Genomic DNA, 26,124 nt, shown 5'->3' with positions numbered 1-26,124 from the left:
TTTTCATGTATAAATTTAACGAATACCTAATGCAATTTTTGCATAACGGGACATCCGATCTTTTGTCCAAGGCGGATTCCAGACAATGTTCACATTCGAGTCTTTTACTTCTGGTATATCACTAAGCGCTGCATGAACCTGGTCAGTCAAAATACCAGCTAGCGGACATCCCATTGTCGTCAGTGTCATTGTCACTGTACATAGTCCGTCCTCATCCAAGTCAACGTCGTATACAAGTCCAATATTCACAATATCAATACCCAATTCTGGGTCAATTACTTGTTCAAGTGCCCCAAGTATATTTTCTTTCAATTCCTCATCCATGAAGTGTGAACCTCCTTTTTGACCATTTCTAACTGTATTGTATCATATTTGAGAATCATTTTCACTGTAATTTTACTCACAAATACTTTTCAAAAAAGGAAACACTTCCTAGAATCCCTTCAATCGATACTTTGTGTTTTGCTTTTTCATCGACAACCAGTTTCACATTTTCAGCTTCCCCGTCTTCAACAAGTGTTTGATAAAGCCGTTCACTGTAGGCAAAAGGCACAACATTATCCATCTTACCGTGCCACAAATAAAGTGGACGATCCCCCAATTTTTCCAATTGCTCACTCAAATCATACGGATTTAGCGATGCCAAGCGTTCATCCACATCATAAGGGAATTGCAAGCCTTGATCTGTCGCTTGTATAAGAAGCTGCTTGGCAAAGTGGCCATAATAAGCACTTCCCATCAAACTCACACCTACTTTAATCCAATCATATCGCGCAAGCATCCCTAAAGAAGTAATGGCCCCCATCGAAACACCACCCACGCCAATTCGCTCTGGATCAATTTCGTGTCGTGCAAGCAATTCCTCTTTTAATGTTAACAACTCATCAATATTGCTTTGCACAACATGCCAGAAATAAACAGCTTGTTCACTTTCATCCGCTTCGCCTTGACGCTCACCATGTAATTTCGCATCTGGTAAAATCACTCTAAATCCACGTTGGGCAAGTAAATAGCCATAGTGCAGATATAATTCCTTTTGTGAACCAAAGCCATGATAGAAAAAAATGGTAGGCAATGACTTTCCTTGATTATCTTCTTTCACAATATTTAAAACGGGAATTTCTGCAATTGTTTGGTGGTCAACTAGTATCACATCTTCGCCTCATTTCATTTTATTAAGAATCTGTTAAATACGCATCATTTTACAAACTCTCTTCTTTTGTCTATCATAGACATAGGCTTCTTCATAGCTCTTTTCTACAGAAGAACCCTAAATCAGACTACCAAAAGGAGCTTCATTATGGATAAAAAATTAATCGTCTTGGATCTTGACGGTACAACTTTGAAAGATGACCAGACGATTTCCAAGCGCACAGCTCAAGCCTTGCAAAAAGCTCGTAACTACGGTCATGAAGTAATGATTGCAACTGGAAGACCGTACCGCCTGAGCGAACTTTATTACAAAGAATTAGCGCTCTCTACGCCTATTGTCAATTTTAACGGTGCTGTTTTTCATCATCCGCTAGATAGTCATTTTGCAGATAGCTATCATCAATCAATTGATCTCGCCATTGTCAGGGAGCTTTTAGATTTCACGTTGGATTTTCCGCTCTCCAATATTGCTGCAGAAGTTCAAGACAGTGTTTTTCTGAAAGAAAGTAATGACAGTGTTCCAGAAACTTTTCGGTCAGGTGTGCGTCAAATCTTTATCGGCGATTTAAAAAATAATATTCAAGCAGATCCCACTTCGCTCTTATTTTTCGGTCAGAAAAAAGAATTGGAACGCATTAGTACACATCTCGATCATTCACTTTCAGAAGTCATTTCATATCACACGTGGGGCGCAAGTTGGCCTGCGGTAGAAGTTGTCAAACACGGGATCCATAAAGCTGTCGGCGTAAAAGCTGCAGCCAACACACTCGGTTTTGATCGCAAAGATATTATTGCATTTGGCGATGAAACAAATGACTTGGAAATGCTGGATTATGCTGGTGTAGGTGTGGCAATGGGAAATGCTGTCCCTGAAGCAAAAAATGCTGCCAATTACATTACTGCCTCCAACGAAGAAGATGGCATTGCGTTATATCTGGAAGAAAATCTCCCGCTTTAAGCCTTTTTTAGAAAGATTGTCTTTCTTAAGAAGGCTTTTCTTTTAGTTTAGAATAGCGGTCTTCCACCTGACAGGTAAAAACCTAGAGATACAGTAGCTATAATCAATACAACAAACAATACCCAGAATAGTTGACTGCGCTTTTGTTTTTTACGATAACTTAGAAGCATTTCTACAATACCAATTGTTGTAATACCTAATAAAATTTTCAGTATAGCTAATACCCAGCTCGTCTCAATACTATACTGAATCATCATAACGCCACTCAAAATAACGGTTAGGTAAAATACGCGATTAACCATTTGTAAAATTGTAAATAGACGTGCATTCCTTGGATAGATAACCCAAGCGGTTAACGTCAAAATGATGATGGCCGCCCATGAAATCAAATGCATATAACTCCACATTATTGTTCCTCTTTTCTTTCAGTTGACCTAACAACTGTATTTTTTAATGTGCCAATACCAGAAATAATAATCTCTATCTGGTCCCCCTCTTTTAGAAATTGAGGTGGCTTCATACCCTTTCCTACTCCTTTTGGGGTACCTGTTGCAATAATATCACCTGGTAGCAATGTATGTCCCTGCGAAAGCTCAGCCACAATTTGTGCAATGGGAAAAATGAGTTGATCAGTGGTGCCATTTTGCCGGAGTTCGCCATTTACCAATGTTTGAATCGAAAAGGATTGTTCAGCTAACGGTCGACTTTTCTGTAAAATCACTGGACCCATGGGAGCACTTGTATCTAAACTTTTCCCGATAAAAAATTGTTTATGCTGTTTCTGCAAATCGCGTGCAGTAATATCATTTAAGATGGTAAAACCAAAGATGGCCTGATCTGCCTCATCAAGTGTTGCATTCTTGATTTTTTTCCCAATAATTACGGCGAGCTCCCCTTCATAATCCAGTTGACTCGTCACAGATTGATGAAGTTCAATATGACCAGCATGGGGGAGCAATGCATTTTTACTTTTAGTAAAGAGCATCATCTTTTCTGGTACATCTTCTTTTGATCCCATCTCCAAAACATGTTCATAATAATTTTTTCCAACCGCCATCACATTGTTTGGCGGTATAATTGGAATCTCTACTACTACATCCTTCAACTGAAAACATGGTATTTGGGCTAAATTTAAAATGGGCTGCGGTTGTTCAATGTAAGCAAGCAAACTTGACGGCTTAGCTTCACCAAACAATTGCTCTGAACTAAAAATCTCCTCATTCTCAGTCAAAACTCCATAATCTTGCTTTCCTTGATACCGGAAGCTGATCCATTTCATTGTTCTTCCTCACTTTCATTCTGCATCTCGCAAATATGACCGCCATCAAAAAAGTACAGATACGCCTTGTTCACTTGCTTTTGTGTAATTTGCTCCACAGCTTCCTGATATAAACTCACTTGAGTCTGATATCGTTTCTTTAAAATCGGTTCTATCTCTTTAAAGTCAGCTGCGTATTTTCCTTTAATACGATCGGTTTTATAGTCAATCAAAATAATTTCATCCTGTAGCTCAATCATACTATCAATGACCCCTTGGATGAGAATGGTGTCTTCTTTTTCCGCATTTTCGTCGACTTGCTGTGCTGGTAATAGGTAACTGAATGGTACTTCACGCCGGACGGATGAATGATTTTCGATCAGTTGTTCGCCAAGCTCAGTCTGAAAGAATTCTAGAATCTGAATTTGATTGATGGCGTTTTTTTGTTCTTCTGTCAAAACTTCCCGATCAACGAGTTCTTGAAGCAGCGCCTCTAGTTCCTCTGCAGTCGGATGATGATCAATCGGAATATTTTGCATAACCGTATGCATAGCAGTGCCTATTTCTGTCGGAGATAACATTTTCTCTTGTAAAAACTTAGGGCGTTCTAGAGAAACTGGCTGTAATTGCTTGATAAACTCTTGGTCACTATAACTATCGGCTAACGCAAACTGGCGTTTAATTTCTGTTACAGATTGTTTGGAACGAATTTTGGTTTGCTGCTTGTAAGGATAGACATACTCAAGACGATTTCGGATGATTTCCTGATATTCTGTCTGCACTTGAACAGGTTGGAACTGCTTTAAATTTTCCAGATAGACTTGCTGCTCCTTTTTCACATCTGCCTGTTGGATAAGGTTTTCATGTGTGTAGACTGTTACTTGCAAGCGGCTATTCGTAGGGAGAATATGACCATTTGTTGACAGCCCCGTCTGTTTACCAAAATCCGGGTGGCGAACAAAGCTTTTACTGATCCATTCTAAATATGTTTTAGCCTTAAATCGCTCACTTGCTGCTAAAATCTCCTCCGCTTGCATGGCGACTGGTTCAATTTGAAGAAGCATCTTTTGCCAGTCTGGAACTGTCCCTAATAAAATGAGCTTCTCCTCTGCCCGCGTCAGCGCGACATATAGTACACGCATTTCTTCGGCAATCATTTCTTGATATTTCTTTTGCTTGATCGCTTGCTGCATGATTGTAGGATACGTCAGACGTTTCTCTACATTTGTATAACTCGCTGCAAATCCATAATCTTTATCTAGGAGTACCTTGGCATGAATATCCCGCATGTTAAACCGACGATTGATTCCAGCTACAATAACAACTGGAAATTCTAGTCCTTTACTTGCATGAATAGTCATCATTCGTACGACATCTTCTTTTTCCCCTAAAGTTTTGGCTGTCCCAAGGTCATCTCCTCGCAATTCTAAACGTTCAACAAAGCGAATAAAACGGAAAAGTCCGCGAAAAGCCGTATTTTCATATTGATGAGCTCGATCATATAATGCTCTTAAATTAGCCTGACGTTCCTTGCCGCCTGGGAGCCCCCCTACAAATTCATAAAAATTTGTCTCATTATAAATTTGATAAAGTAGCGTAGTTAAGTTCTCCCGAATGGATAGTTCTCGCCACTGGTTGAGTTGCTTAAGAAAATCACTCAACTTTTCTGCTAAACCATCTTGCTTCTCTTGACAATAAGTCTGTACAGCTTCAAAATAGTACCCTCTTTTTTTAATCGCTCGAATTTGGCCGAGTTCTTCTTCATTTAGGCCAATAATAGGTGAACGTAACACAGAGGCTAATGGAATATCCTGATATGGATTATCGATCAACTTCAATAAAGAAATCATGATCGCAACCTCTGTCGCCTCAAAATAGCCCGTACGACTGTTCACATAAAACGGAATATCCCGCTCTTTCATCGCTTCTTCAATTTCAGGAGCTCCAGACATAGACCTTGATAATATGACGATATCACGGTAAGTTACTGGTCGGAATTCACCTAATTTCTTGTCATAGATAGGAAATTGCTTAGCTACTAGTTCCTCAATTTTCCTTACAATGGCTTTTGCTTCCAATTGATTTTTTTGCAATTCTTGGGGAGACAGATCATCTGTCAGTTCTGCCTGTTCACCTTTTTCCATATCTACAAGAAGCAATTCTGTTTCATAGCAACTATTTTCCGCAAAATTTGCTCCTAATTTTAGTTCTTGAGCGGCATCATAATTAATTTCGCCAACTTCTTGGTCCATTATCTGGCGGAATAGAAAATTAGTGATATCAAGTACTTCATGCCGACTTCGGAAATTCTTCGCTAGATCAATTCTTAATCCTGTTTTTTCTCCATCCAAACGATATCTACTGTATTTTCCAAGAAATAGGGATGGTTCAGCCAGTCGAAAGCGATAAATAGACTGCTTAACATCACCTACCATAAATAAATTTCCTGCTGCTTCCTCATCATGTGTTAAAAGCTTCAAAATGGTCTCTTGTACCATATTGGTATCTTGATATTCATCGATTAATACTTCTTTATACTGCTTTCTCAGCCGAAGTGCAATCTCAGATGGCGCGATCTTATCTTGATCTTTATCCATCAAAATTTCGAGAGCTAAATGTTCTAGATCATTAAAATCCAGTACGCCTTGCGCTTTTTTAGCTTCCTTAAAACGTATCGCAAATGCTTGCACGAGACTTACTAACGCTTTGACATCTGGCAACATGGCAGATAAATCATCTAGATACTGCTGTTCTGTCCGCGTAAACCAATCATTCATGACTTGCTGAACCGCTTTTTTTGCAGTATCTCGTGCTTTTTTTGTCGCATCTACTAGCAGAGCGTCATATTCTTCCTTCTTTTTTAAAGTTGGCAGACGCTTAAATTGAATGGCCTTCCAGACTTCTGCTAACGAGGAGAAATCCATTGTTTCCGCTGCTTTGATTTGGCATAATTGCTGCTTTTCTTCTTTTAGAAGCGGCAAATAGACATCTGGTCCTCCTGCTTGTTCTGCTAATTGAACCGCATAGGCTAGTTCGCTGATGGCTTGATCTAAGCTCATGTTGATTGCTTTTAGAATCAGCGGATAATAATCTAAATCTGCCAAGCTCTCCATCTGAGCTGTCTGATAATAATCACTCAAGCTTTGCAACCATTTGTTTGGTTCAGGGTTCGCTTCTGAGAATTCATAAAGCTTTATTAACAAATCATATAGCCCTTGATCACTTCGATCACCCGTGATTGCATCCGCAAGATGAAAGAAAGCGTCATTTTCAGCCATACTATACTGCTCTTCTAATAGTTCATCCAAAACTTCATCTCGAATCATACCACTTTCGATCGGCTCGATTAGTCGAAAATCTGGATCAATATCTGTTTGATAATAATATTTTCGAATTAGGTCTAAGCAAAATGAATGCAGCGTGGAGATTGAAGTATTACTAAGCAGGGCCAATTGTTTTCTTAGATGGACAGAATCCGGTGTTTTCAATAGTTCATTTTCTAATGCCTGACCAATTCTATGCTTCATTTCAGCGGCTGAAGCATTGGTAAAGGTGACAACCAGCAATTCATCCACTTGGACTCTGCTGTCTTCTTGCTTTAATTTTTCAATAATTCTTGTGACAAGGACAGCCGTCTTACCTGAACCAGCCGCAGCAGCTACAAGGATATTCTGACCGTCTGCGTGGATAGCCCGCCACTGCTCATCTGTCCATGTCGCATCTTGCGGTTTTTTAGGAATTTGCTTCATCGTCTTCCTCTCCTTCCGCTATTTTCTTTAAGACTTCTTTTGCTTGAGCATTTGCTAAAAAGCGGTAATGGTCGTGTCCAGAAGCCGGGTCAAATTGACAGACAGAACGAAACGGACAAAAAGTACACGGCGTTTGTTCTCTCAGTTTATACGGATTGATCGAAACTTGACCCGTGACGATTCGATTTCCTGCTTCCTGATATTTTTTTCGCACATAATGCCGCATTTGCTCAAACTCTTTTTTGGTAGCTGTTTTCGAACGCATACCTAGCGTCCCATCTTTTTTGATTTCAGCTGGAACAATCAATGAGCTTCCACCATCATCCAGCGAATTATCCATCAGTGAGACAGCTAGTGGATCAGATAAAATTAGGCCTTTCATGCGATAGCTTTTTTGTAATTCTTTTTCGATTTCTTGTTCTGTCAACGGATGGTCCGCATGAATAAGCTGATTATGCAGATGGAAATAAAGGACACCCGCCGGCTCAGCTGTCCGCCCAATTAGTTTATCTGCATTCGTTACCACAATGTCTAAGTAGGTCAGCATTTGTAGAGCAATTCCATAATAAACTTCTGTAAGAGGTAAGTCATGTGTACTTGATTTATAATCAATAATCCGTAAAAACATTCGATCATTTTGTTCGGCTACATCAATTCTGTCGATACGCCCTTGAAGTATCAGTTCCTGTTGATGCTTGAGTGGTACACGCATGGGGGGAATCTGTCCGTTGATTCCAAAAGCTACTTCTAAATCAAGCGGACGAAAGGCACTGTATTTCGCTTGTTCATTCAGCACTTTTGTGGCACGCGTAATAATTCTTAATAGCTTATATTGAATATAAGCCATACGGTGACTGCTAAGTAAAATCTCATGCTGTAGCTTTGGTGCCAGATAATCCATGGCCTTCTGCGCAAGATCTTCACAAATGGCGGAATCAAGTGCTCCCCAGTCTAGTCCACGCCGCTTCAATTCTATAGCAATCCATTCCATTGCACCGTGAAAAATATCTCCCATATCAACGGCTTCCAAAGAATAAGTCGCTCTTTCTTCTAGTTTTAATCCGTATTGGGCAAAATGTTGAAACTCACAACTAAAGAACCCCTCCATACGCGAAACACTCGCATGAATTTTTTCACCAAACAATTCTTTTGCCGTTGTTTCTTGTAACCGATGTGTTTGATTCTCATAAGAAAGACTTTGCAATATTTGCATAGCATCTTTATTTTTTGTGCGAGCATAATAATTATAAGTCTCCCACCACACGTCATCCATTGAATAACCGCGCTTGTATTGCTGTAGTTGTGTGGTCAAATAACTCAAAACGTTTTTCCCAGAAACGATATAGGCTAATTGTTCCGTGGGTTGAAGCAATGTTGGATCGAGTACATCGATGGTTTCTGTTAACTGCGGGAACTGTGTTTTTAATTTTCTAAGATAGCTAGATTCAGGTAATAGCTTACCTTCCTCGTCGGCTGCCGGATAACTCAAATAAAGATGATCACTTGGCAAACTAAATAGCCGGTAAGCAATAAACTCCTCATAAACCAGTTGTTTTTGATTAGACGGTTTGAGCTCAATACCGTTTTGAGCAAGCGCCTGACGATCTTGTTCAGAAAGCACGCCTCCATCTGCTAGACGCTTTGGAAAGACACCTTCATTCAAACCAATAGCAAAGACAATTTTGGCATCTAGAAGCCTTGCTTTTTCCATATCACCAATAATCACCTGATCAAGTGCAGGTGGTAAAAGCGAGAACTCAAGCGCATCCAATCCAGTTAAGATGATTTCTGTAAAATCATTCTGTGATAGTGTGCTCTCTCCAAGAATCTCAACAAATTCATCTAATAACGAACAGAACTGACGCCAAGCTTGCTCGTGTTCTCGTGCAAGTTCAAGCATGCCTCTTTCTTCAGCTTTTTGCCGCCATAGTTCTAATCTTTCAGGCGCCTCTATCCGCTGCAAATATTGATAGAAAGCAGCCGCATAATCTCGGCCAGTATTCGCTCCTTTTAACTGTTGCTCCAGAAATAAAAGAGGTGTCTGAATAGACGAGCGCAGATCATTAATCAGCTGCTCCATCTCTTTTTCTTCGTCCGTTTGCACACCAATATCTGTCATTAAACCACGTATTTTCCTATAACGCCACGTCTCACTTTGAAACCATCGCTGCTTATTATAAATGCCATTCTCTAGTAAATAATTTTCAAATTGATCTACCTTTTGTCGAAAATGCTGAGAATCTTCTTGAAGTGGAAATAAAAATTCTGTTCGAACGGTTTGAAAAATCGTCTCATAAGCCCAATTTTTACGGATGGTTTCAAGGCTCGACTTAATAAATTCAATAAACGGATGGCTACCCATTGAACGTTTATGGTCTAAAAAGTAAGGAATATCCATATCAAGCAGAACAGCTTCTATAATCGTTGTATAATCTTTTAAGTTCCGGACAAGGATACTCATATCTTGGAACCGATAGCCTTCTTCTTGAACTAAACGTTTGATATTTCGGGCTATACCTTCTAACTCTGCTCGGCGATTGCTAGCTTGATGGAGATGCAGCCCGTCAGTTTCTCCTTCATATCGGCGTGAAAAGGCGTTTCCCCAATTTTCTTCTAAGAACGAGAGAGCAGGTCGACGCGCCCTCTTATTATCGGATAATAAAACTGGCGGTTCTTCAATCACATGATATTCAGCCGCCAAGGTCCGCAACTGCTCATACGTCTCCTGAACCATTTGAAAAAGATCCAAATTTTGGGTATTTGAACGGTTCTCACGCAACGTCATAGATATTGTGACCTTATCTGTCAGTCTCATCATTTCTCCTATTACAGATCTTTCTTGCGCAGAAAAATGATCAAAGCCATCTATATATATAAGGGTATCTTTCATAAAAGAGCTGTTCTCCATCTGCTCTTTTAGCAAACGTAAATAATCCTCTTTTTCCATGTATTTGCCAAATAATTTCTCTTGATATTTTTCATAGAGCAACGCTACATCCTGCATTTTTTGATTAGTTGCATGGTCTGTCGTTTCTTGTGTCATCGTTTCTTTGTCAATCTCATACTGTTTCATTTCTTTAAATAATTGAACTAATTCTTTGTAAAAACCTTTTTTATTGGCCGCACGTTTAAAAATCTTGAGTTGTGATTCATTTTCACGTATTGCGTCCCTCACCAGCATTTCCATACCCGTCGTTGTTAAAAATGTATTGGATAGACCGCCTGTTTCTTGGAGCACACGAAAAGCTAAACGGTTAAAGCTGTATACTTGTAAATTCATCATTCCTGCACTGCCCGTTTTTTTAAGAAAATAAGTCTCCATTTGAAAAGTCATTTGGTCAGGTACAATCAAAATGATATTCTTATGTTGTTCTTTCTTCATTTTCGCTGCAATTTCAGCTACTAGATACGTTGTCTTGCCACTGCCCGCTTTCCCCAGTATCATTTGGAATGTCATTTCTTCACCACCGAACATATGTTTGTTTTATTATACGACTTTTTTTGCTGCTCGTCCATCTCTTTTTTGAGCATTAAAAAGGCGTCAAAATACTATTTTTATCCACAAAAAAACTAGGATAGCTCAATAATTCAATACTATCCTAGTTTTTCATAAAAATCACTTAAAAGCTAACATTTCTTTTTCAACCTGCTGCAGTTTTTCAGTGAGTTCGATGAATTTATCTTTATCCTTTTGATCCAAGGCTTTGTCAATTTCTTCCTTAAGCTGCTCGACTTTTCGTTTATCTAGGAGCATCGTCATGTAGCATTCGATAAAGACATTCGTTAATTCTTTCTCACCCTTCAACATTCCGACCTGATTCATCAACGAGTTAGAGAAATCACGCATTTCCACGACTAATCACTCCTTTTCCTTCAAAATTTTATAAAACGAGCTGAAAATTCTATAAATCGATTGAAAATTGAACTTTTTCAAATTATAGTGACTGCTATTCAAATCCATGTTATAATAGCTACAAAATTACTATATGCATGAATGAATTTGCTGTGAGAAGACTGCATTCACTAATTCTACGCATTATAAAAAATATTACACCAGGAGATGATGAATTTGAAAAAGGGACTAGATTCCAGCAAATCGATTTACGAAATTAATCCTCATACAATGATGATCCTGCCTAAAATAACAGACGGGGAACTTCACTCAGAAATTTTAGAATTGAACGCTCGTTATATATCTAAATTTACCCCGTTTGAAATTATTAAAACCAGTTGTAAATTATATGGTGCAAGTTTTATTGGACGCAAAGATGGTACCAAACACCTAATTGGTGTAACGCACAAACCGCCTTTAATTATTGATCCACTTACTTTTACTTATGCATTTCCAACTGCTTCACCCCAAAATCCAAACTGCATCTGGGTGTTTCCTCAGCATATTCGAGACTATGATTCTTTTAAAATTAATCAGACTGCTATCCAATTTGCTAATCTAAATACCTATGAAATTGATATTTCTCTTCACTCATTCAATAATCAAGTGGCGCGAACTAGTATGCTACATATGAAATATTCGCAAAAGGTTCGGGCGATTGAAGCAGAGTATCCGTATATCAATATGTTTTTCCCACCAGCGACACTTGCTGCCGAAAAACAACTTATTTATCAAGTTGATAAAAAATTACACAATGAAAAATAAAATGTTCTCACTATAACAAACTTCTCACGGCAATATCATAAAAAGCCAGCATTTCTTCACATGCTGGCTTATCTCTTTAAGATTTTTGTCTTTCAATCGCCTCAGAAATTTGTTTGAGAAGAAGCAACTCTCTTTCAGACAATGTATATGGGAGTTCTAAATACCACTTTTCAAGTTCCGGGTTTCCAATTAATGGAAAAGCATTTACTGAATTTTTTTCACGCAGTCCCGCCACATCATCTAACAGAAAATCTGTTGTGGTACCGAGAGTCTCGGCAAGCTTAGCCAGAATGAAGATTGGCGGACGATGGTTGTCATTCTCATATTTACTGATTGTAGATGCTGTTACACCAATTTTTTGGGCTAGCTGTTTCTGCGTCATACGATTCTTTTTCCGTAGATTGATTAATTTTTCACCAAAATCCATATGTACCACCCCTTCTTCTCTTTTATTATAACAGCAGAAATTTGAGAATTCGACTATTTCAATAAAAAACAGCCTCCCTTTTGACAAGAAAGACTGTTTGGCATAGATTTAAATTTCTTTCGCCGGTTTCTTCCAAAAACCATAAATAAGTCCGGCAACAACTGTACCAATCAGAATAGCTAACAGGAACAGTAAAGGATTATTTGCAAGTGGTGCAACAAAGATTCCGCCGTGAGGAGCCGGAACATTCAAATGCCAGAATTGCGTCAACCCGCCGGCAATTGCCGAACCAATGACGGAGGATACAATCACACGAAGCGGATCTGCCGCGGCAAACGGAATCGCTCCTTCTGTAATAAATGACAGACCTAAGACATAGTTGGTTAAACCTGCTTGTTTTTCCTGCTCTGTAAATTTATTCCGGAAGAAAGTAGTTGCAAGTGCGATGGCAAGTGGTGGAACCATACCGCCAGCCATAACAGCGGCCATAAATGTGCCATCACCTGTCGAGGTAAATACGCCAATCGCAAAGGTATATGCCGCTTTATTGAACGGTCCTCCCATATCAATGGCCATCATACCACCCAAGACAACCCCTAAAATCACTGCATTAGTCGTTCCTAAGCCTTCTAGCTGTGTCACAAGGAAATCATTGATAACTTTGAAAATCGGATCAGCCACATAATACATGATGCCGCCGGTAATTAATAGGCCAAAGACTGGATAGAGCAAGATTGGTTTTAGGCCTTCTAAAGATTTCGGCATGCCTGCAAATACTTTTTTAAGTCCTAGAACTACGTAGCCTGCAAGGAAACCAGCTGCTAAACCGCCAAGGAACCCTGCGCCTGTTTGTGCAGCCATTAAACCACCGACCATACCAGGCATTAGAGCTGGACGATCACCGATACTGCTGGCAATGAAACCGGCTAATATTGGAATCAGGAAGAGGAAAGCTCCTGTTTCGCCACCTGTAATTTGTCCGAGCATTTTAAAGATCGAGCTATCCGGTGCAAAACCTTCAATTAAGAAGGATATAGCCATTAAAATCCCGCCGCCGACAACAAATGGCAGCATGTGCGAAATTCCGTTCATCAGGTCTTTGTAAATTTTACTGCCGACTGACAACTTTTCTTCAGATTCTTCTTTATTCACAGCTCCGTTACTATGATAAACCGGTGCATCTTGTTTTAGTGCGCGATTGATAAGCTCTTCTGGCTTACGGATACCATCACTTACTGGCGTCTGTAATACATGTTTTCCGTCAAAACGAGCCATTTCAACATTCTTATCGGCAGCTACGATGACACCCGCAGCACGTTCGATTTCTTCTTTTGTCAATCGATGTTTGACACCTTCTGATCCATTGGTTTCAACGCGGATTTCAACGCCCAATTCTTTGGCTTTATTTTTAAGCGCGTCTTCCGCCATATAGGTGTGCGCGATGCCTGTGGGACAAGCTGTGACAGCCACAACGAACTCTTTTTCGACGTCTGCAGATACAGGAGTTTCCTGTGCATTTTCTTCTGAATCCGCTTGTTCTTGATCGAATAGTGCTACAACTTCATCTGGTGTTTGTGTTTTTTTCAGATTTTCTACAAACGTTGGATGAACGAGCAAACGTGAAAGTGCGGCAAGTGTTTCCAAATGGGTTTCATTGGCACCATCAGGAGCAGCGATCATAAAGAATAAATGTGCCGGTTGACCATCCAATGATTCATAATCAAGTCCTGCTTCACTTTTAGCAAACACAACGGTTGGTGTGTTGACTGCTTTTGTTTTAGCATGCGGCATGGCAATCCCTTCGCCAATTCCAGTTGAACTTTGGGCTTCACGTGCCATGATGGCTTCTTTAAAAACGTGCACATCACTAATTTTATTGTGTTTTTTAAGAGAAGCGATCATTTCATCAATGGCTGCCTCTTTTGTTCGGGCTTGAAGTGACATTATCATAACGTCTTTACTAAGTAAGTCCGTAATTTTCATTTTAGTTCCTCCATTTTTTAAAGTTTGATAAGCTTCACTTTTGGTTTCATTTCATTAATAAAGGCCTTTTTCGCTAAATCTGTAGAGAAAGCAGTAGCTGTCCCTGTCGCTACGCCCGTTTTAAATGCTTCCAGCGGTTCTTTTGTGACGGAATACGCCCCGACAAAGCCGGCAATCATGGAATCTCCTGCGCCAACGGAGTTTTTTACAACACCCTGGATAGGTTCGGCAAAATAGACATCTTCCCCTTCAAAAAACAGTGCCCCATCTCCTGCCATGGAGACGATCACATGTTGTGCGCCTAATTCCAGACATTTTTTCCCATAAGTTATAATGTCTTCTCTAGTCTCAAGGTTCACACCAAAAAGTTCAGCCAGTTCATGATGATTCGGCTTGATTAGAAGCGGTTTTTTCGGTAATGCTTCAAGGAGCTCAGGTCCTGTCGTATCAATCATAAAATCAGCCCCAATTTCTAAACAATGGGCAATAATGCGCTCATAGAAGTTTGTTCCAAGTGAAGGCGGAACACTACCGGATAGAATGACAATATCACCCATTTTGACCGCTTGCATTTCCTCAAAAAAGACGGCTTGTTCATGCTCTGAAATCGTTGGCCCTAAGCCATTAATCTCTGTTTCTTCGCCATGTTTTAATTTGATATTGATGCGGGTATCATCGGAAATTTTGACGAAGCCTGTTTTGACACCTTCTTCTTCTAGCCAATCTTTGATAAATCTACCTGTAAATCCGCCTAAAAATCCTGTGGCCTTCGAATTGACATTTAGCTGATTCAAAACACGCGAGACATTGATTCCCTTCCCGCCAGGCAGTTTATCATCATGCTTCATTCGGTTGAGTTCGCCAAGTTTTAAATCTTCAACCTGAACAATATAGTCAATCGATGGATTCAAGGTTACTGTATAAATCATTTTCCCACCTCGATTATTTTTGTTTTTTGGATAAAGGAATCTTTCATTTCTTGTGGAATATAATCTGTCACAATCGTCGCATCTTCTAAATCAAAGATACGGGCAAAATGAATGTGTCCGAATTTGCTATGATCAGCCAGTACAAAAGTGTTTGCTGCTTGCTTGCCTGCTGAACGTTTTAATAATGCCTCTTCCGTATCAGGCGTTGTATGTCCATACTCTAAATGAATCGCGTTTGTACCGAGAAAAGCTTTATCGAAGTGATAATTCGTCAAATTATTTAATGCCACTGCACCGACAACTGCTTTTGTATGCACTTTCATTTTGCCACCTAAGAGATAGGCATCAATTCGAAGTTGCACAAGTTTTTCAATGTGCGCTAGTCCATTTGTGACAACTGTAATGCGTCGATCTGCTAGAAACGGAATCATTTCAATCGTTGTGGAACCTGCATCTAGATAAATGCAGTCGCCTTCTGCCACTAATTCTGCACTGTATCGGGCAATTTCTTGCTTGCTTTGAATGTTTTTGAAGGATTTTTCATTCATGCTTGGTTCGATATTATGCGCATTTAGCAGTCGAGCCCCGCCGTGAACTCGTTCAAGTAATCCTTCCTGCTCTAATTCGATCAGGTCTCTTCTGATGGTAGACTCTGAACAGTCCAAAGCTTCAACTAGTTCTGCCAGTTTAATGACACCCACTCGTTCTAGGTTTTCAATAATGCGCTGTTTTCGTTCTGCATTTAACATTTCATTTCCTCCATCCATTTATATCTTAACATCACGATCATCCAAAATCAATCATTTTCTTTCATTATCTATCATTTCCTTTTATTTACATTCATATTTTACCATAAATAGGCTTTCTGGCTGCATAATAATGGCAGATTTCGGCATAATAACTTTCATTTTCTACCAAAATCTTGCAAAAAAGAAAGGGAAGCATCATAAAAAAGAACCTAAAATCATGTAATTCCCATTCTTAGAAATGGTGCTATTACTTGATTTTAGATTCTGTTATTTTCTTGGTAACCATTTAAGGCTCCCACACGACTCACCTTGTGTCACTTTGATGTATCTGCTTGATTTAATAATTGGTAAATTTCATTATTCACTTTTCCAAATGACGGAATGTTATTTTGAACGTTCGACAAGAGGACCACAAAGGTTTTTCCGCTGTGACTAAAACTATTGGAGACATTCCAGCCATTTAATACCCCGTGATTATTGTAGCTGCCAGGGTCCACATAGAAGCCAAAGCCGTAGCCTGAGCTGCTGCCTTTTGTAAACATTTTTTGATAGCTATCTTCATTTATTAGCTTTCGTTCTGCTAAACCTTTATCAAATAAATACATGTCAATCGCTCGCATATACATATTCCCGACGCCAAATAGCTGTGACAAATCTGGTAAGGATGGCGTTCCATATGTCCCGTCTTTGGCCACATAATAACCAGTCGACGGATATTTTTGCTGATTAAATGTCTGGTAAAAACCGGCGCCTTTCATTCCACACGGATCGAAAATGTGGGTCTGAATATAATCAGATAGCTGCATGCCGCTAATTTTTTCTACGAGATAGGCCAGCACGGTATAATTAGAGTCCAAATAATTCCACTTGCCTGGTTGCTGCTTGATTCCTTGTTTTTCAATATCCTTCACCAGTTCTTCGGGGGTAATCGCCCCCTGCCCTTCTGTATGACCAACAATACCGGAAGTGTGGGTCAGCAGATTGCGCAGTTTGATGTTTTGACCATTGGGAAAATCTGGCAAAAAGCGACTGACCGGGTCGTCCACATTTAGTTTGCCCGCTTCTTCAAGTTGTAAAATGGCTGTCGCAATAAACGCTTTTTGAGCAGAGCCAATGTAATAACCAGTATCTGTGCGGTTTTCGATATGCTGTTCCCGATTCGCTTGGCCGTAGCCTTTGTCAATAATGATATTTCCTTCCCGCACGACCATTGCCGTTCCGCTAAAGCCGATTTGCTGCAGGTATTGATCGATTTTCTGATTTTGCACGATCGTTTCTGTCGGAACAAAGCTTTCTTCCTTCTTAGTTGGTTCGGTAGGTTTCGTGGTGTCTTTTGGCTTTTTAGCTGTTTCCTTCTGCTCTTCCTCTACTGCTTTTGACAAAGTTTGTGGCGTGAATAGTTTAACCGCGCCAAATACCAAGATCAACAAAAGTAGAATTGAGAAAACACTGAAAAGCAGCTGCTTTCTTTTTCGATGTTTGTTTCGCATCGCCCGACTGATCTGCTGCTTTTTCATTCTATCACTTCCTATTTCAAAACTTATCGCTCAGAAAAGTTTTACGCAAGAAAGTTAACTGGTTCCCCCAAACCACTGTGCACAGACTCCTGATTAGATAGTAGTCTAAACCGTTCTGTTTTGCAAATTTTAGATTATGATTTGCAGAAATCTTGAAAACTCTTTATCATTAGGTTTAACCAGATATTTCCAGGGTAAACAAAAATAGTCAGGTTAGGCCAGAAATTTATTCAAAGGAGATCGATAAATATGGTAACTATTACTAAAGGAAAATTTGATGGACTTCAAAGACTTTCGAACGAAAATGGTGTGATTGCGGCACTTGCGATCGATCAACGCGGCTCCCTCAAAAAAATGATCAAGGAAGCAAAAGGCACGGAAGATAAAAAAGATGTGGAGGACTTTAAACAGCTTGTATCTGAAGAGTTGACTCCTTATGCTTCTGCCATCCTTCTTGATTTGGAGTTTGGAACACCCGCTATTAAGGCTCGCCACGAAGGCTGTGGTCTCCTCACTTCTTATGAGAAAACTGGTTATGATACTACGATTGCTGGAAAATTACCTGATTTAATTGAAGATTTATCTGCACTTCGGATCAAAGAAAACGGCGGCGATGCTGTGAAGATCCTTGTTTATTATGATCCAGATGAGCCTGCTGAAATCAATGAAATCAAATACGCCTTTTTGGAACGGATTGGGGCTGAATGTCGTGCGGTTGACATTCCTTTCTTCCTTGAACCGATTACCTATGATTCAAAAGTGACGGATTCCAGTTCGCTTGAATATGCCAAACTAAAACCGGCTAAAGTTAAAGCAGCGATTAAGGAATTTGCTAAACCGCGCTATGGTGTGGATGTATTAAAACTAGAAGTTCCGGTCAACTTTAACTATGTGGAAGGTTTTGCTAAAGGTGAAACGGCTTATACGCAAGCGGAAGCAGCTGAACACTTTGAAGAATGCTCTGATCTGAGCCCACTGCCATTTATTTATTTGAGTGCGGGGGTAACGGCTGAACTTTTCCATAAAACGATTGCATTTGCCAATCAGCATAATGTTCAATACAGCGGTGTGCTTTGCGGACGTGCAACTTGGAAAGATGGTATTGAAGTTTACGGGAAACAAGGCGATGACGCTTTGCGCGAGTGGCTACGTACGCAAGGAAAAGAAAATATTACATCCCTTAATGAGTTGCTAGATGCCGGTGCTGTTCCTTGGTGGACAAAATACGGTACACTTGATGACGTTCATGTGGTGGAAAAATAAACAATCCCTTTCTTAAGGGCTGTGGCTGCAAACTAAGTATTTCCTGCTTGGTTTGCAGTTTTTTATAGACAGAGCCTCAACTTTTGCCTGTGTGCTATTAATTAATCAAGCTAAGAAGTCGTTCTACCTGCATGTAATAAGTAAAATGAGTTGACAAAGTTAATCGGATTAACTATTATGTAGTTAAGCTGATTAACTTTTTTTAAAGGAGTGGCTTTTATGGACAACAAATTGGAACATGGGGCAGAAGCCGTCTCGCTTTTCTGTCGACTGAATATCAATACCAAAAAGAATCTGCCTGTTCGTTCAGGAGAGATGGGGCTATTAATTTACATTTGTAAAACAGAAGTGGCGGTCACATCCGTCATGGCGGCAGATTTCTTTAAGGTTAAAAAGCCGTTGATTGCTGCACAGGTAGCGTCTCTTTCAAAGGCGGGCTATTTAGAAAAAGTGCCGTCTCAAACGGATAAACGCAGCTTTATTCTCCGCCCCACTAGCAAGGCAAAAACCTTGGTTGAGGAAACCTTTACAGAGTATCTGAGCACCATGTCACATCTTGCAACAAAGCTTGGCAATGATTTTGAAACACTGATTATTCTGCTTGATAAAGCAAATAAAATTCTACTGGAGGAACGAGAAAATGGGTAAAGTAATGGTAACTGGTGCACTGGGAAATGTGGGTGGCTATGTAGCAAAATATTTAATGCAAAATGAGCAGGAAGTTGTGGCGGCTGATATTAATGTGGAAGCTTTGCAAAATAAGTTTGGTGACGAGGCAGAGGCTGTATTCTTTGATTTCACAGATCCCCAAACCTTTGAATTGGCGCTCAGAAATGTTGACCGCGTATTTATCATGCGTCCCCCTCATTTGGGAAAACCGGAAGATTTGAAACCCTTTGTGGAGGCCTTAAAATCAAAAGGCGATATTAAACTTGTCAGCTTTCTTTCTCTTATAGGCGTGGAAAAAAATCCTGTGCCGCCACATCATAAAATTGAGAAATATATTGAGCGGGCAGGGCTTCCTTATTGCCATATTCGGCCGAGCTTTTTTATGCAGAACATCAGTGGCGTTCATGCTTATGAAATTAAGCATTTTGACCGGATTGTGGTGCCTGTAAAGAAGGCATTGACTAGTTTTATTGATGCAGAGGACATTGGTGAAATTACGGCGAAGGTGCTAACTGAACCGGAAAAGCATCAAAATAATGGCTACTCGATTACTGGACCGGATGCGGTTGACTACTTTGAAGCGGCTCAAATTTTATCAGAAGAATTGGGCAGAACGATTACCTATGCCAATCCTAAGCCTTCCCTTGCTAAAAAATATTGGATTAATATACGCGGCCTGGATAAGGAGTATTCGACTGTGATGGGTATGCTGTACATGATGACACGTCTGGGTACTGCGAAGAAAACAACCACCGTATTTGAGCAAATCATGGGTAAGAAACCTCAGACTTTCCGGCAATTTGTTCAGAAAAATTTAGCCGCTTGGGAAAAATAGATCGGCTCATTCTATAGAAAAAGAAACCCGGTTTGCTTACTGCCTGCCGGGTTTTTCACTATTTACTTTATCCAAGTTTCCCGCTTTATAGACACATTCAATAAATTCTTCGATGGATGGTCTATTTTCACAAGTGAACCAGAAATTAAATACGCCGAGCATGGCAGAGAGATTATATTCAATCAATACTTCAAGCGCAAAATCATCCTTGGCACCTTTAGCGATTAATCCCTGCTTGATAACGGGTTTAACCGCATTTTTCATCTTAGCAAGGAAAGACGGGTCCCCTTTTTCGCCCAAGAGAACGGTGAAATATTTATTATTTTCTTCATAAAATCTAAAAAATACATGAAATTCAAAAGGATTGGCAGGTATGTCAGTTATTGGAGAAGATAGTGGCATATTATCTAGATTGGGGAGTAATTCATTTTCTAGCTGCTCCAATACATCATATACATCGGTGTAGTATTCGTAAAATGTTCCTCGGTTATATCCCGCTTTATCCATGATTTCACGCACGGTTATTTTATCAATACGTTTTTCACAATAAAGCTGCCAAAAAGAGTCTTGTATATTCTTCTTTGTAATGGCTGTTACGGCAGATCGCTTTTTCAAAATAATCCCTCCTAGTTAAAAATCCGACATTCTGCTACTCATTGTTGGTTGCTCGCCTATTTTGATCATGCTAAACTAAATCGTACAACACGGCGTCGGATTTTGTCAATAAGAGGATGCGATCGTTCTCTGAGAAAGGAGACTTTTTATGTCTGTCATAACAGTTGAAAATTTAACGAAGGACTTCGGTGAAAATAAAGGCGTTTTTGATGTGTCCTTCGAGGTAAATAAGGGGGAGGTTTTCGGCTTTTTAGGGCCGAACGGAGCTGGAAAAACAACCACCATGCGGCACCTCTTAGGTTTTTCCAAGCCACAGAGCGGCAAAACAACCATAAACGGTTTAAATGCATGGGAAAAAGCGAAAGAAGTGAAAAAAAAGATTGGCTATCTTCCAGGGGAAATTGCTTTTCCTAGCGACATGAAAGGCACTGAATATATCAAGTACATTGCTGCTTTGCGCGAGCTGAAAGATATGAGAAAAGCAGATAGACTGATTAAACAGTTTGAACTTGATCCATCAGGTGATATGAAACGCATGTCAAAAGGGATGAAGCAAAAAATGGGCATTGTTTGCGCGTTTATGCATGATCCAGAGATTCTTATTCTTGATGAGCCAACCAGCGGACTCGACCCACTTATGCAGGCAAATTTTGTCGAATTGATCAAGGCAGAAAAAGCAAACGGTCGAAGCATTTTGATGTCCAGCCATATGTTTGAGGAAGTAGAAGAAACTTGTGACCGGATTGGCATGATTAAGGATGGCAAAATAATTTCTATTGTACGCCCTAAAGATATCAAGCAAAATGAAAAGAAAACTTTTAAAATAGCGTTTCTTTCAAGCGAGGATTACCTTGCAATGCTTAACAGTGGTTTTACGATTAGGGAGCAAAAGCCCGAGCAAAACCAACTGATTATTGATATTGAGGATTCGCATATAAATGACCTTCTTTTGGCTCTTTCTAAGCATAAGGTTAAGTTTATTAGTGAAGTGAAGCATACGCTCGAAGAATATTTTATGAGCCATTATGAAGGAGGCAGCCGCAATGTTTAGTCTGACTTATTTTAAGCGAACGATTAAATCTAATATAAAGCTATGGGCAATTATAACAGGTGTTCTTTGTCTTTTAATCGGGATCGTTATGAAAGTGTTCGATCCGGAAATGATCAACGAAATGGTTGCACAGCAGGAAGCAATGGGTGGCTTCAACCCGCTTGGTGAAATGTCTTCTCTCCTATCCCTCATATCCAATCAATATTTCGGGATGTTCGCTATCATTTTTCCTATGGTTTATATTTTTATTACGGGCAATAAAATGATTGCGGGAAAAGTTGACAAAGGTAGCATGGCGAATGATTTAGCGGCTCCGCTTTCAAGAACACAAATTACCTTCACAAGTGCGATCTATATGATAGTCTCTCTTATTGTGATGTTTGGCTGTATTGATGGTGTTGGTATTGCTGTTGCTGAGATAACTCAACCAGGTCAGCTTGACATCGATGTATTTTTACAGTTGTCGTTAGGCTGCTTGCTACTTCACTTCGCTATAAGTGCGATTTCTTTTTTAGGTTCATGTCTATTTAATTCATCTGGCAAATCCCTTGCCCTTGGAGCCGGAATCCCGCTTGCGTGTTTTGCGCTTCAGCAGTTATCGGACATGAGTGACTCCCTTGAAAACCTGCGCTATCTCTCCATTAATACTCTGTTTGATACAGAGGCGATTGTAAACGGTGAAGCATTTGCAGGGAAACTTGTGGCTCTTGTTGCGATTGGTCTTCTCTGTTATATTGCCGGTTCCATTATATTTAAGAAAAAGGATTTACCGTTGTAATGCGCTATTTCACTATTAGATAACGATTTTTCCAGTAAAAAAGCTAAAATCATGCATGAGAGCCATTTCTTAAAATGGTTTTTGCATGACTTTAGCTTTTTTTAAAATTATTTTTAGCTATATCTGCTTTTATTTCCTATAATCTGGCGTTGGCAAGATCCTCTTCTGTCAGCAGGGAGGCTGCATCGGCATCTAAGATCAATGTTAAATTATCCAGGCAGCGCAAAATCGTGGCTGGATAGTGGGCTGAAATTGGCTGCGTCAGCATATTTTTTACAGCTTGTGCTTTATTTGCCCCATTCACAATCATGACGACACGTTTTGTTTTTGTGAGCATTTTAAAGCCAAAAGTATAGACGCTGCGGAATTCATCTAAACCATATTTCTGGCAGCATTCCTCATACCAGTCATAGTCTTTTGGTTCGTATTTGTAAATCAGTTTGTCAAATTTTGTCGCGTCAGGATAGTTGATGCAAAAATGGGCATCTGCACCTATTCCTAAAACGGATAGATCCAGGCCGCCTGCTGCTTCAATGTCCTCCACTTGTTTATGCGGATGATTGACATCGATCAGATGAATATTTTCTTCTGGCACCATAAATGGATCGAAAACCTGTTTTTTCAACATGGCGGATACAAAATTGGCTGGATAAGTGGTCTCACCGTGATTATAATAATGAACATTCCGGTATCGTTCGGGATCTTCCTGAATCTTCTTGGCCACGATTTCATAAGCGCCTACTGGTGAAACGCCGTCCGTGAAATCAACATTCACTCGTCCCACTTTTGACATCTCACCAATCATAATCATTGCGAGCGTCTCACTTAACTTTTCATAGGATTCTTCCAAGATAATTTTCATTCTCAACTTCCCTTCACTTTTTGGACCTAGTGCATTTGCTGCTGCGATGACTTTCCCTACTTTTCGTAGTCCGTTCAATCATAGGCCCCATCAAGATTGCCTGTAAAAATAGATTACTAGCAACTTTGGTGGGGCTTCGTTTTCTTATTGGGTTTTATTTTGCAAAGAATTGTGGCAGGTGTTCTTTATGCGCTTCAAGTAGTTCGTCCAGCACTTCTTTTGCTAGATCGCCACTTGGTACTAGTGGATTCAATGTGAAGGCTTGTAGGGCTGTGCTGTAATCACCTGTTACGGCTGCTTCAATGGTTAGCTCTTCCATTGCTTTCATGACTTGCAGTAAGCCGCGTTGTGCTGGTGGGAATTTGCCGAAGTTGACTGGCTCGGCTCCGTGGGCACGGATGACACTGGTGATTTCTACTGCACTATCATACGGAACATCGTCAATCGCGCCGTTATTACGTGTCGAAACGACCATGATGGTGCCTTTATTGTTGTAGATCGAGTTGATAATTTCACATGCGGCATCACTGTAGTGTGCGCCGCCACGTTTGGAAAGCTCTTCTGGCTTGTAATCAAGATTTGGATCTTTATAAAGTTCAAACAAGCTGTCTTCAAGTTTTTTCACGACTTCTCCGCGTGTGCCTTCATTATGGAACGATTCCAGTTCTTCTTTTAGCATCGCATCTGTCATGTAGTAGTAGCGGTGATACGGGCATGGCAGCATTTTCAAATGTTTCACTTGTTCATAAAGGAAACGCATATTTTTGATATTTTCAACGACTTTGGTTGGGTTGGCATTCGGTCCGTATAGGCCGTCAATGACTTGCTCGGTCAGTTCTGTGCCGTCTTTATCGAACACGCGGTGCCAGTGCAAGTGGTTGATGCCGGCAAATTTGAAGAATAGATCTTCTTCTTTTTTGTCCAGTACGGCTTCGGCACTTTTCACAGCTCCGATTGGTACATTACAAAGTCCGATCACTTTATCCCATTTGCCATATCTGAGGACGGCTTCTGTGACCATGCCAGCAGGGTTTGTGAAATTGATCAACCAAGCATTCGGGCATAGTTCCCGCATATCCTCTACAATACTCAAAATGACGGGGATTGTGCGGAAAGCTTTGAACATGCCGCCTGCACCATTGGTTTCTTGGCCGATAATGCCGTGGCTAAGTGGGATTTTTTCATCTTTGATCCGTGCTTCAAGTAGGCCGACACGGAATTGTGTTGTGACAAAGTCTGCATCTTTAAGGGCTTCGCGGCGGTCAAGTGTTAAAAAGACTTCACAGTCAAGGCCGGCTGCTTTGACCATCCGTTTGGCCATATTACCAACGATTTCTAATTTTTCTTTGCCTGCTTCAATATCCACCAGCCAAAGCTCTTTGATTGGGAGTTCATGATAGCGCTTAATAAAACCTTCAACTAGTTCCGGTGTATAGCTTGAGCCGCCACCGATCGTTACGATTTTTACTCCATCTTTCATTTGAATACCTCCAATTTAAAACGTTTTCTTTTCTACAAGGCCATCATAATTCATGTAATGCATTACAGGTCAAGCGCTTTTTAAAAAAAAAATGAAGAAATAAGCAAAATCCCCCTTTTGGCGGTTTTTTTGCTATACTTAGAAGGCAGGAGGTGTGACATTTGGCAAATATTCAGGAAATTGCAAAGCTGGCTGGCGTTTCTTCCGCGACAGTTTCACGCGTGATCAACAGTAGCGACTATGTGAGTGCTGAAACGCGTGCGAAGGTTCAGGCGGTGATTGACCAGCTCGACTATGTGCCGAATTTGAATGCGGTCTCTTTGAAAAAAGGGGCGACAAAGCAGATTGGGATTGTGGCACCAAGTTTCACTGATTCGCTGGCGGTTTTTATTCGGAGTTTTACAACGGCTGCACAGGAGCACGGCTATAATGTGTCTCTTTTCATGACAAAAATCGATCCTGAGAAAGAACGGCATGCTCTAGAAATGCTGCGGCAAAAGCAGGTCGACGCGCTGGTGCTTGTGATTCGGCTGAATGACTGGGCCACGATTGAGCACTATACCAAATATGGACCGATTGTCACTTGGCAGCGGGTGGAGAATGAAAAGATTCCTTCTGTCTTTATGAATCAGTATGATGGCTATATGTTGGGGCTGGAGCATCTTTATGCAAAAGGCTACCGGAAAATTGCCAACGTTTATGGCAACACCACCGGGCTTAACACGCAAAGCAGGATGATGGCCTTCCAAGATTTTTGTCAAAAATATGCACTGGATCCGCAGGCTGTCCGCCACTATTATGGCATGGGGTCGAGACGGCGCGGAGAAAAAATGGCACATATCTGGCTGGAGGAAGACAATCGACCGGATGCTTTCATTACGGCCAATGATGCTTTTGCAGCAGGCCTTGTGGCTGAGGCGAAGCGGCTGGGGCTGGACGTGCCGGGAGACTTTGCGGTTTGCGGCTTTGATGATATGGAATCGGCTTATTTGCTTGATATGACGACGATTCATTATCCGATTGATAAACAGGCCGAAAATGCCTTTACGATTATTCAAAATCAGCTGGAAGAAAAAAATACGGCGTTAAAACCGCTCGAGTTCCATCTTGTTGCGCGGAAGACGACTTAAAAAACCGTTTGGAGACTTTTTTGTCCCAAAACGGCTCTCTCGTTTAAAAAAATACAGACTGG

Annotated in this window: 23 protein-coding genes; 8 read left to right on the top strand and 15 right to left on the bottom strand. The window is 40.4% G+C overall.

The annotated features are described in order from the left end of the window. Positions 1-15: 15 nt before the first annotated feature. Both CS921_RS05165 and yjfP read right to left on the bottom strand, forming a co-directional pair. Positions 16-324 carry a metal-sulfur cluster assembly factor gene (locus CS921_RS05165; protein WP_099221997.1) on the bottom strand — a complete coding sequence of 103 codons (309 nt, stop codon included), beginning with the start codon at positions 322-324 and terminating at the stop codon, positions 16-18. A 76-nt stretch (positions 325-400) separates the two neighbouring features. Then, complete coding sequence (yjfP, locus tag CS921_RS05160) at positions 401-1,153, bottom strand: esterase (RefSeq protein ID WP_099221996.1); 753 nt, start codon at positions 1,151-1,153, stop codon at positions 401-403. 147 nt (positions 1,154-1,300) lie between these two features. On the opposite strand from yjfP, the gene CS921_RS05155 reads away from it, so the two are divergent. Continuing rightward, positions 1,301-2,110 carry a Cof-type HAD-IIB family hydrolase gene (locus tag CS921_RS05155; RefSeq protein ID WP_099221995.1) on the top strand — a complete coding sequence of 270 codons (810 nt, stop codon included), beginning with the start codon at positions 1,301-1,303 and terminating at the stop codon, positions 2,108-2,110. 47 nt (positions 2,111-2,157) lie between these two features. On the opposite strand, the gene CS921_RS05150 is transcribed toward CS921_RS05155, so the two are convergent. From CS921_RS05150 to CS921_RS05130, 5 genes are all read right to left on the bottom strand, one after another. Continuing rightward, entirely contained in the window at positions 2,158-2,517 is a 360-nt protein-coding gene (locus tag CS921_RS05150) for a YisL family protein (protein ID WP_099221994.1), read from the bottom strand. Then, complete coding sequence (locus tag CS921_RS05145; RefSeq protein ID WP_099221993.1) at positions 2,517-3,389, bottom strand: fumarylacetoacetate hydrolase family protein; 873 nt, start codon at positions 3,387-3,389, stop codon at positions 2,517-2,519. Before CS921_RS05145 ends, CS921_RS05150 begins: the two co-directional genes overlap by 1 nt. Next, entirely contained in the window at positions 3,386-7,117 is a 3,732-nt protein-coding gene (gene addA / locus CS921_RS05140) for a helicase-exonuclease AddAB subunit AddA (RefSeq protein WP_099221992.1), read from the bottom strand. The genes CS921_RS05145 and addA overlap by 4 nt, the downstream gene beginning before the upstream one ends. After that, positions 7,101-10,574, bottom strand: coding sequence for a helicase-exonuclease AddAB subunit AddB (gene addB, locus CS921_RS05135; protein WP_099221991.1), 3,474 nt, complete (start codon positions 10,572-10,574; stop codon positions 7,101-7,103). Before addB ends, addA begins: the two co-directional genes overlap by 17 nt. Positions 10,575-10,733: 159 nt before the next feature. Continuing rightward, positions 10,734-10,970 (bottom strand): IDEAL domain-containing protein, encoded by a 237-nt coding sequence (locus tag CS921_RS05130; protein ID WP_099221990.1) that lies wholly within the window; start codon positions 10,968-10,970, stop codon positions 10,734-10,736. A gap of 210 nt (positions 10,971-11,180) precedes the next feature. On the opposite strand from CS921_RS05130, the gene CS921_RS05125 reads away from it, so the two are divergent. Further along, complete coding sequence (locus tag CS921_RS05125; protein WP_099221989.1) at positions 11,181-11,774, top strand: competence protein ComK; 594 nt, start codon at positions 11,181-11,183, stop codon at positions 11,772-11,774. Between the two features lie 76 nt (positions 11,775-11,850). Here the strand turns inward: CS921_RS05125 and CS921_RS05120 are convergent, their stop codons facing one another. The 5 genes from CS921_RS05120 to CS921_RS05100 all read right to left on the bottom strand — a co-directional run bounded on the left by CS921_RS05120 (position 11,851) and on the right by CS921_RS05100 (position 17,364). Continuing rightward, entirely contained in the window at positions 11,851-12,201 is a 351-nt protein-coding gene (locus CS921_RS05120) for a helix-turn-helix domain-containing protein (protein WP_099221988.1), read from the bottom strand. Between the two features lie 108 nt (positions 12,202-12,309). Further along, complete coding sequence (locus tag CS921_RS05115; RefSeq protein ID WP_099221987.1) at positions 12,310-14,184, bottom strand: PTS fructose transporter subunit IIABC; 1,875 nt, start codon at positions 14,182-14,184, stop codon at positions 12,310-12,312. Positions 14,185-14,201: 17 nt separating this feature from the next. After that, positions 14,202-15,113 carry a 1-phosphofructokinase gene (gene pfkB / locus CS921_RS05110; RefSeq protein ID WP_099221986.1) on the bottom strand — a complete coding sequence of 304 codons (912 nt, stop codon included), beginning with the start codon at positions 15,111-15,113 and terminating at the stop codon, positions 14,202-14,204. Further along, positions 15,110-15,862, bottom strand: a complete 753-nt coding sequence (locus tag CS921_RS05105) for a DeoR/GlpR family DNA-binding transcription regulator (protein ID WP_099221985.1) — start codon at positions 15,860-15,862, stop codon at positions 15,110-15,112. Before CS921_RS05105 ends, pfkB begins: the two co-directional genes overlap by 4 nt. A 314-nt stretch (positions 15,863-16,176) precedes the next feature. Then, positions 16,177-17,364, bottom strand: coding sequence for a serine hydrolase (locus tag CS921_RS05100; protein WP_162921707.1), 1,188 nt, complete (start codon positions 17,362-17,364; stop codon positions 16,177-16,179). 264 nt (positions 17,365-17,628) lie between these two features. On the opposite strand from CS921_RS05100, the gene CS921_RS05095 reads away from it, so the two are divergent. The 3 genes from CS921_RS05095 to CS921_RS05085 all read left to right on the top strand — a co-directional run bounded on the left by CS921_RS05095 (position 17,629) and on the right by CS921_RS05085 (position 20,146). Continuing rightward, positions 17,629-18,642, top strand: coding sequence for a tagatose-bisphosphate aldolase (locus CS921_RS05095; RefSeq protein WP_099221983.1), 1,014 nt, complete (start codon positions 17,629-17,631; stop codon positions 18,640-18,642). Between the two features lie 219 nt (positions 18,643-18,861). Continuing rightward, positions 18,862-19,290 carry a MarR family winged helix-turn-helix transcriptional regulator gene (locus CS921_RS05090; RefSeq protein ID WP_099221982.1) on the top strand — a complete coding sequence of 143 codons (429 nt, stop codon included), beginning with the start codon at positions 18,862-18,864 and terminating at the stop codon, positions 19,288-19,290. Further along, the gene (locus CS921_RS05085; protein WP_099221981.1) at positions 19,283-20,146 is read left to right on the top strand and encodes an NmrA family NAD(P)-binding protein; all 864 of its coding nucleotides are present in this window, start codon (positions 19,283-19,285) and stop codon (positions 20,144-20,146) included. The genes CS921_RS05090 and CS921_RS05085 overlap by 8 nt, the downstream gene beginning before the upstream one ends. A gap of 36 nt (positions 20,147-20,182) precedes the next feature. Here the strand turns inward: CS921_RS05085 and CS921_RS05080 are convergent, their stop codons facing one another. Continuing rightward, complete coding sequence (locus CS921_RS05080; protein ID WP_099221980.1) at positions 20,183-20,761, bottom strand: TetR/AcrR family transcriptional regulator; 579 nt, start codon at positions 20,759-20,761, stop codon at positions 20,183-20,185. A 148-nt stretch (positions 20,762-20,909) separates the two neighbouring features. On the opposite strand from CS921_RS05080, the gene CS921_RS05075 reads away from it, so the two are divergent. Next, positions 20,910-21,812 carry an ABC transporter ATP-binding protein gene (locus tag CS921_RS05075; RefSeq protein WP_099221979.1) on the top strand — a complete coding sequence of 301 codons (903 nt, stop codon included), beginning with the start codon at positions 20,910-20,912 and terminating at the stop codon, positions 21,810-21,812. Further along, complete coding sequence (locus CS921_RS05070; RefSeq protein ID WP_162921700.1) at positions 21,805-22,590, top strand: ABC transporter permease subunit; 786 nt, start codon at positions 21,805-21,807, stop codon at positions 22,588-22,590. The genes CS921_RS05075 and CS921_RS05070 overlap by 8 nt, the downstream gene beginning before the upstream one ends. A gap of 136 nt (positions 22,591-22,726) precedes the next feature. Here the strand turns inward: CS921_RS05070 and CS921_RS05065 are convergent, their stop codons facing one another. After that, positions 22,727-23,530, bottom strand: coding sequence for a 6-phosphogluconolactonase (locus CS921_RS05065; protein ID WP_099221977.1), 804 nt, complete (start codon positions 23,528-23,530; stop codon positions 22,727-22,729). Between the two features lie 76 nt (positions 23,531-23,606). Continuing rightward, positions 23,607-24,932, bottom strand: a complete 1,326-nt coding sequence (locus CS921_RS05060) for a 6-phospho-beta-glucosidase (protein ID WP_099221976.1) — start codon at positions 24,930-24,932, stop codon at positions 23,607-23,609. Between the two features lie 161 nt (positions 24,933-25,093). Here CS921_RS05060 and CS921_RS05055 point away from each other — a divergent pair, with 161 nt between their 5' ends. Beyond that, the gene (locus tag CS921_RS05055) at positions 25,094-26,062 is read left to right on the top strand and encodes a LacI family DNA-binding transcriptional regulator (protein WP_099221975.1); all 969 of its coding nucleotides are present in this window, start codon (positions 25,094-25,096) and stop codon (positions 26,060-26,062) included. Positions 26,063-26,124 lie beyond the last annotated feature (62 nt).

This window comes from Listeria costaricensis (assembly GCF_900183385.1).
GTDB lineage: Bacteria > Bacillota > Bacilli > Lactobacillales > Listeriaceae > Listeria > Listeria costaricensis.
The sequence above is the reverse complement of the archived record's forward strand: the minus strand, read 5'-3'. Positions and strand labels throughout refer to the sequence as shown.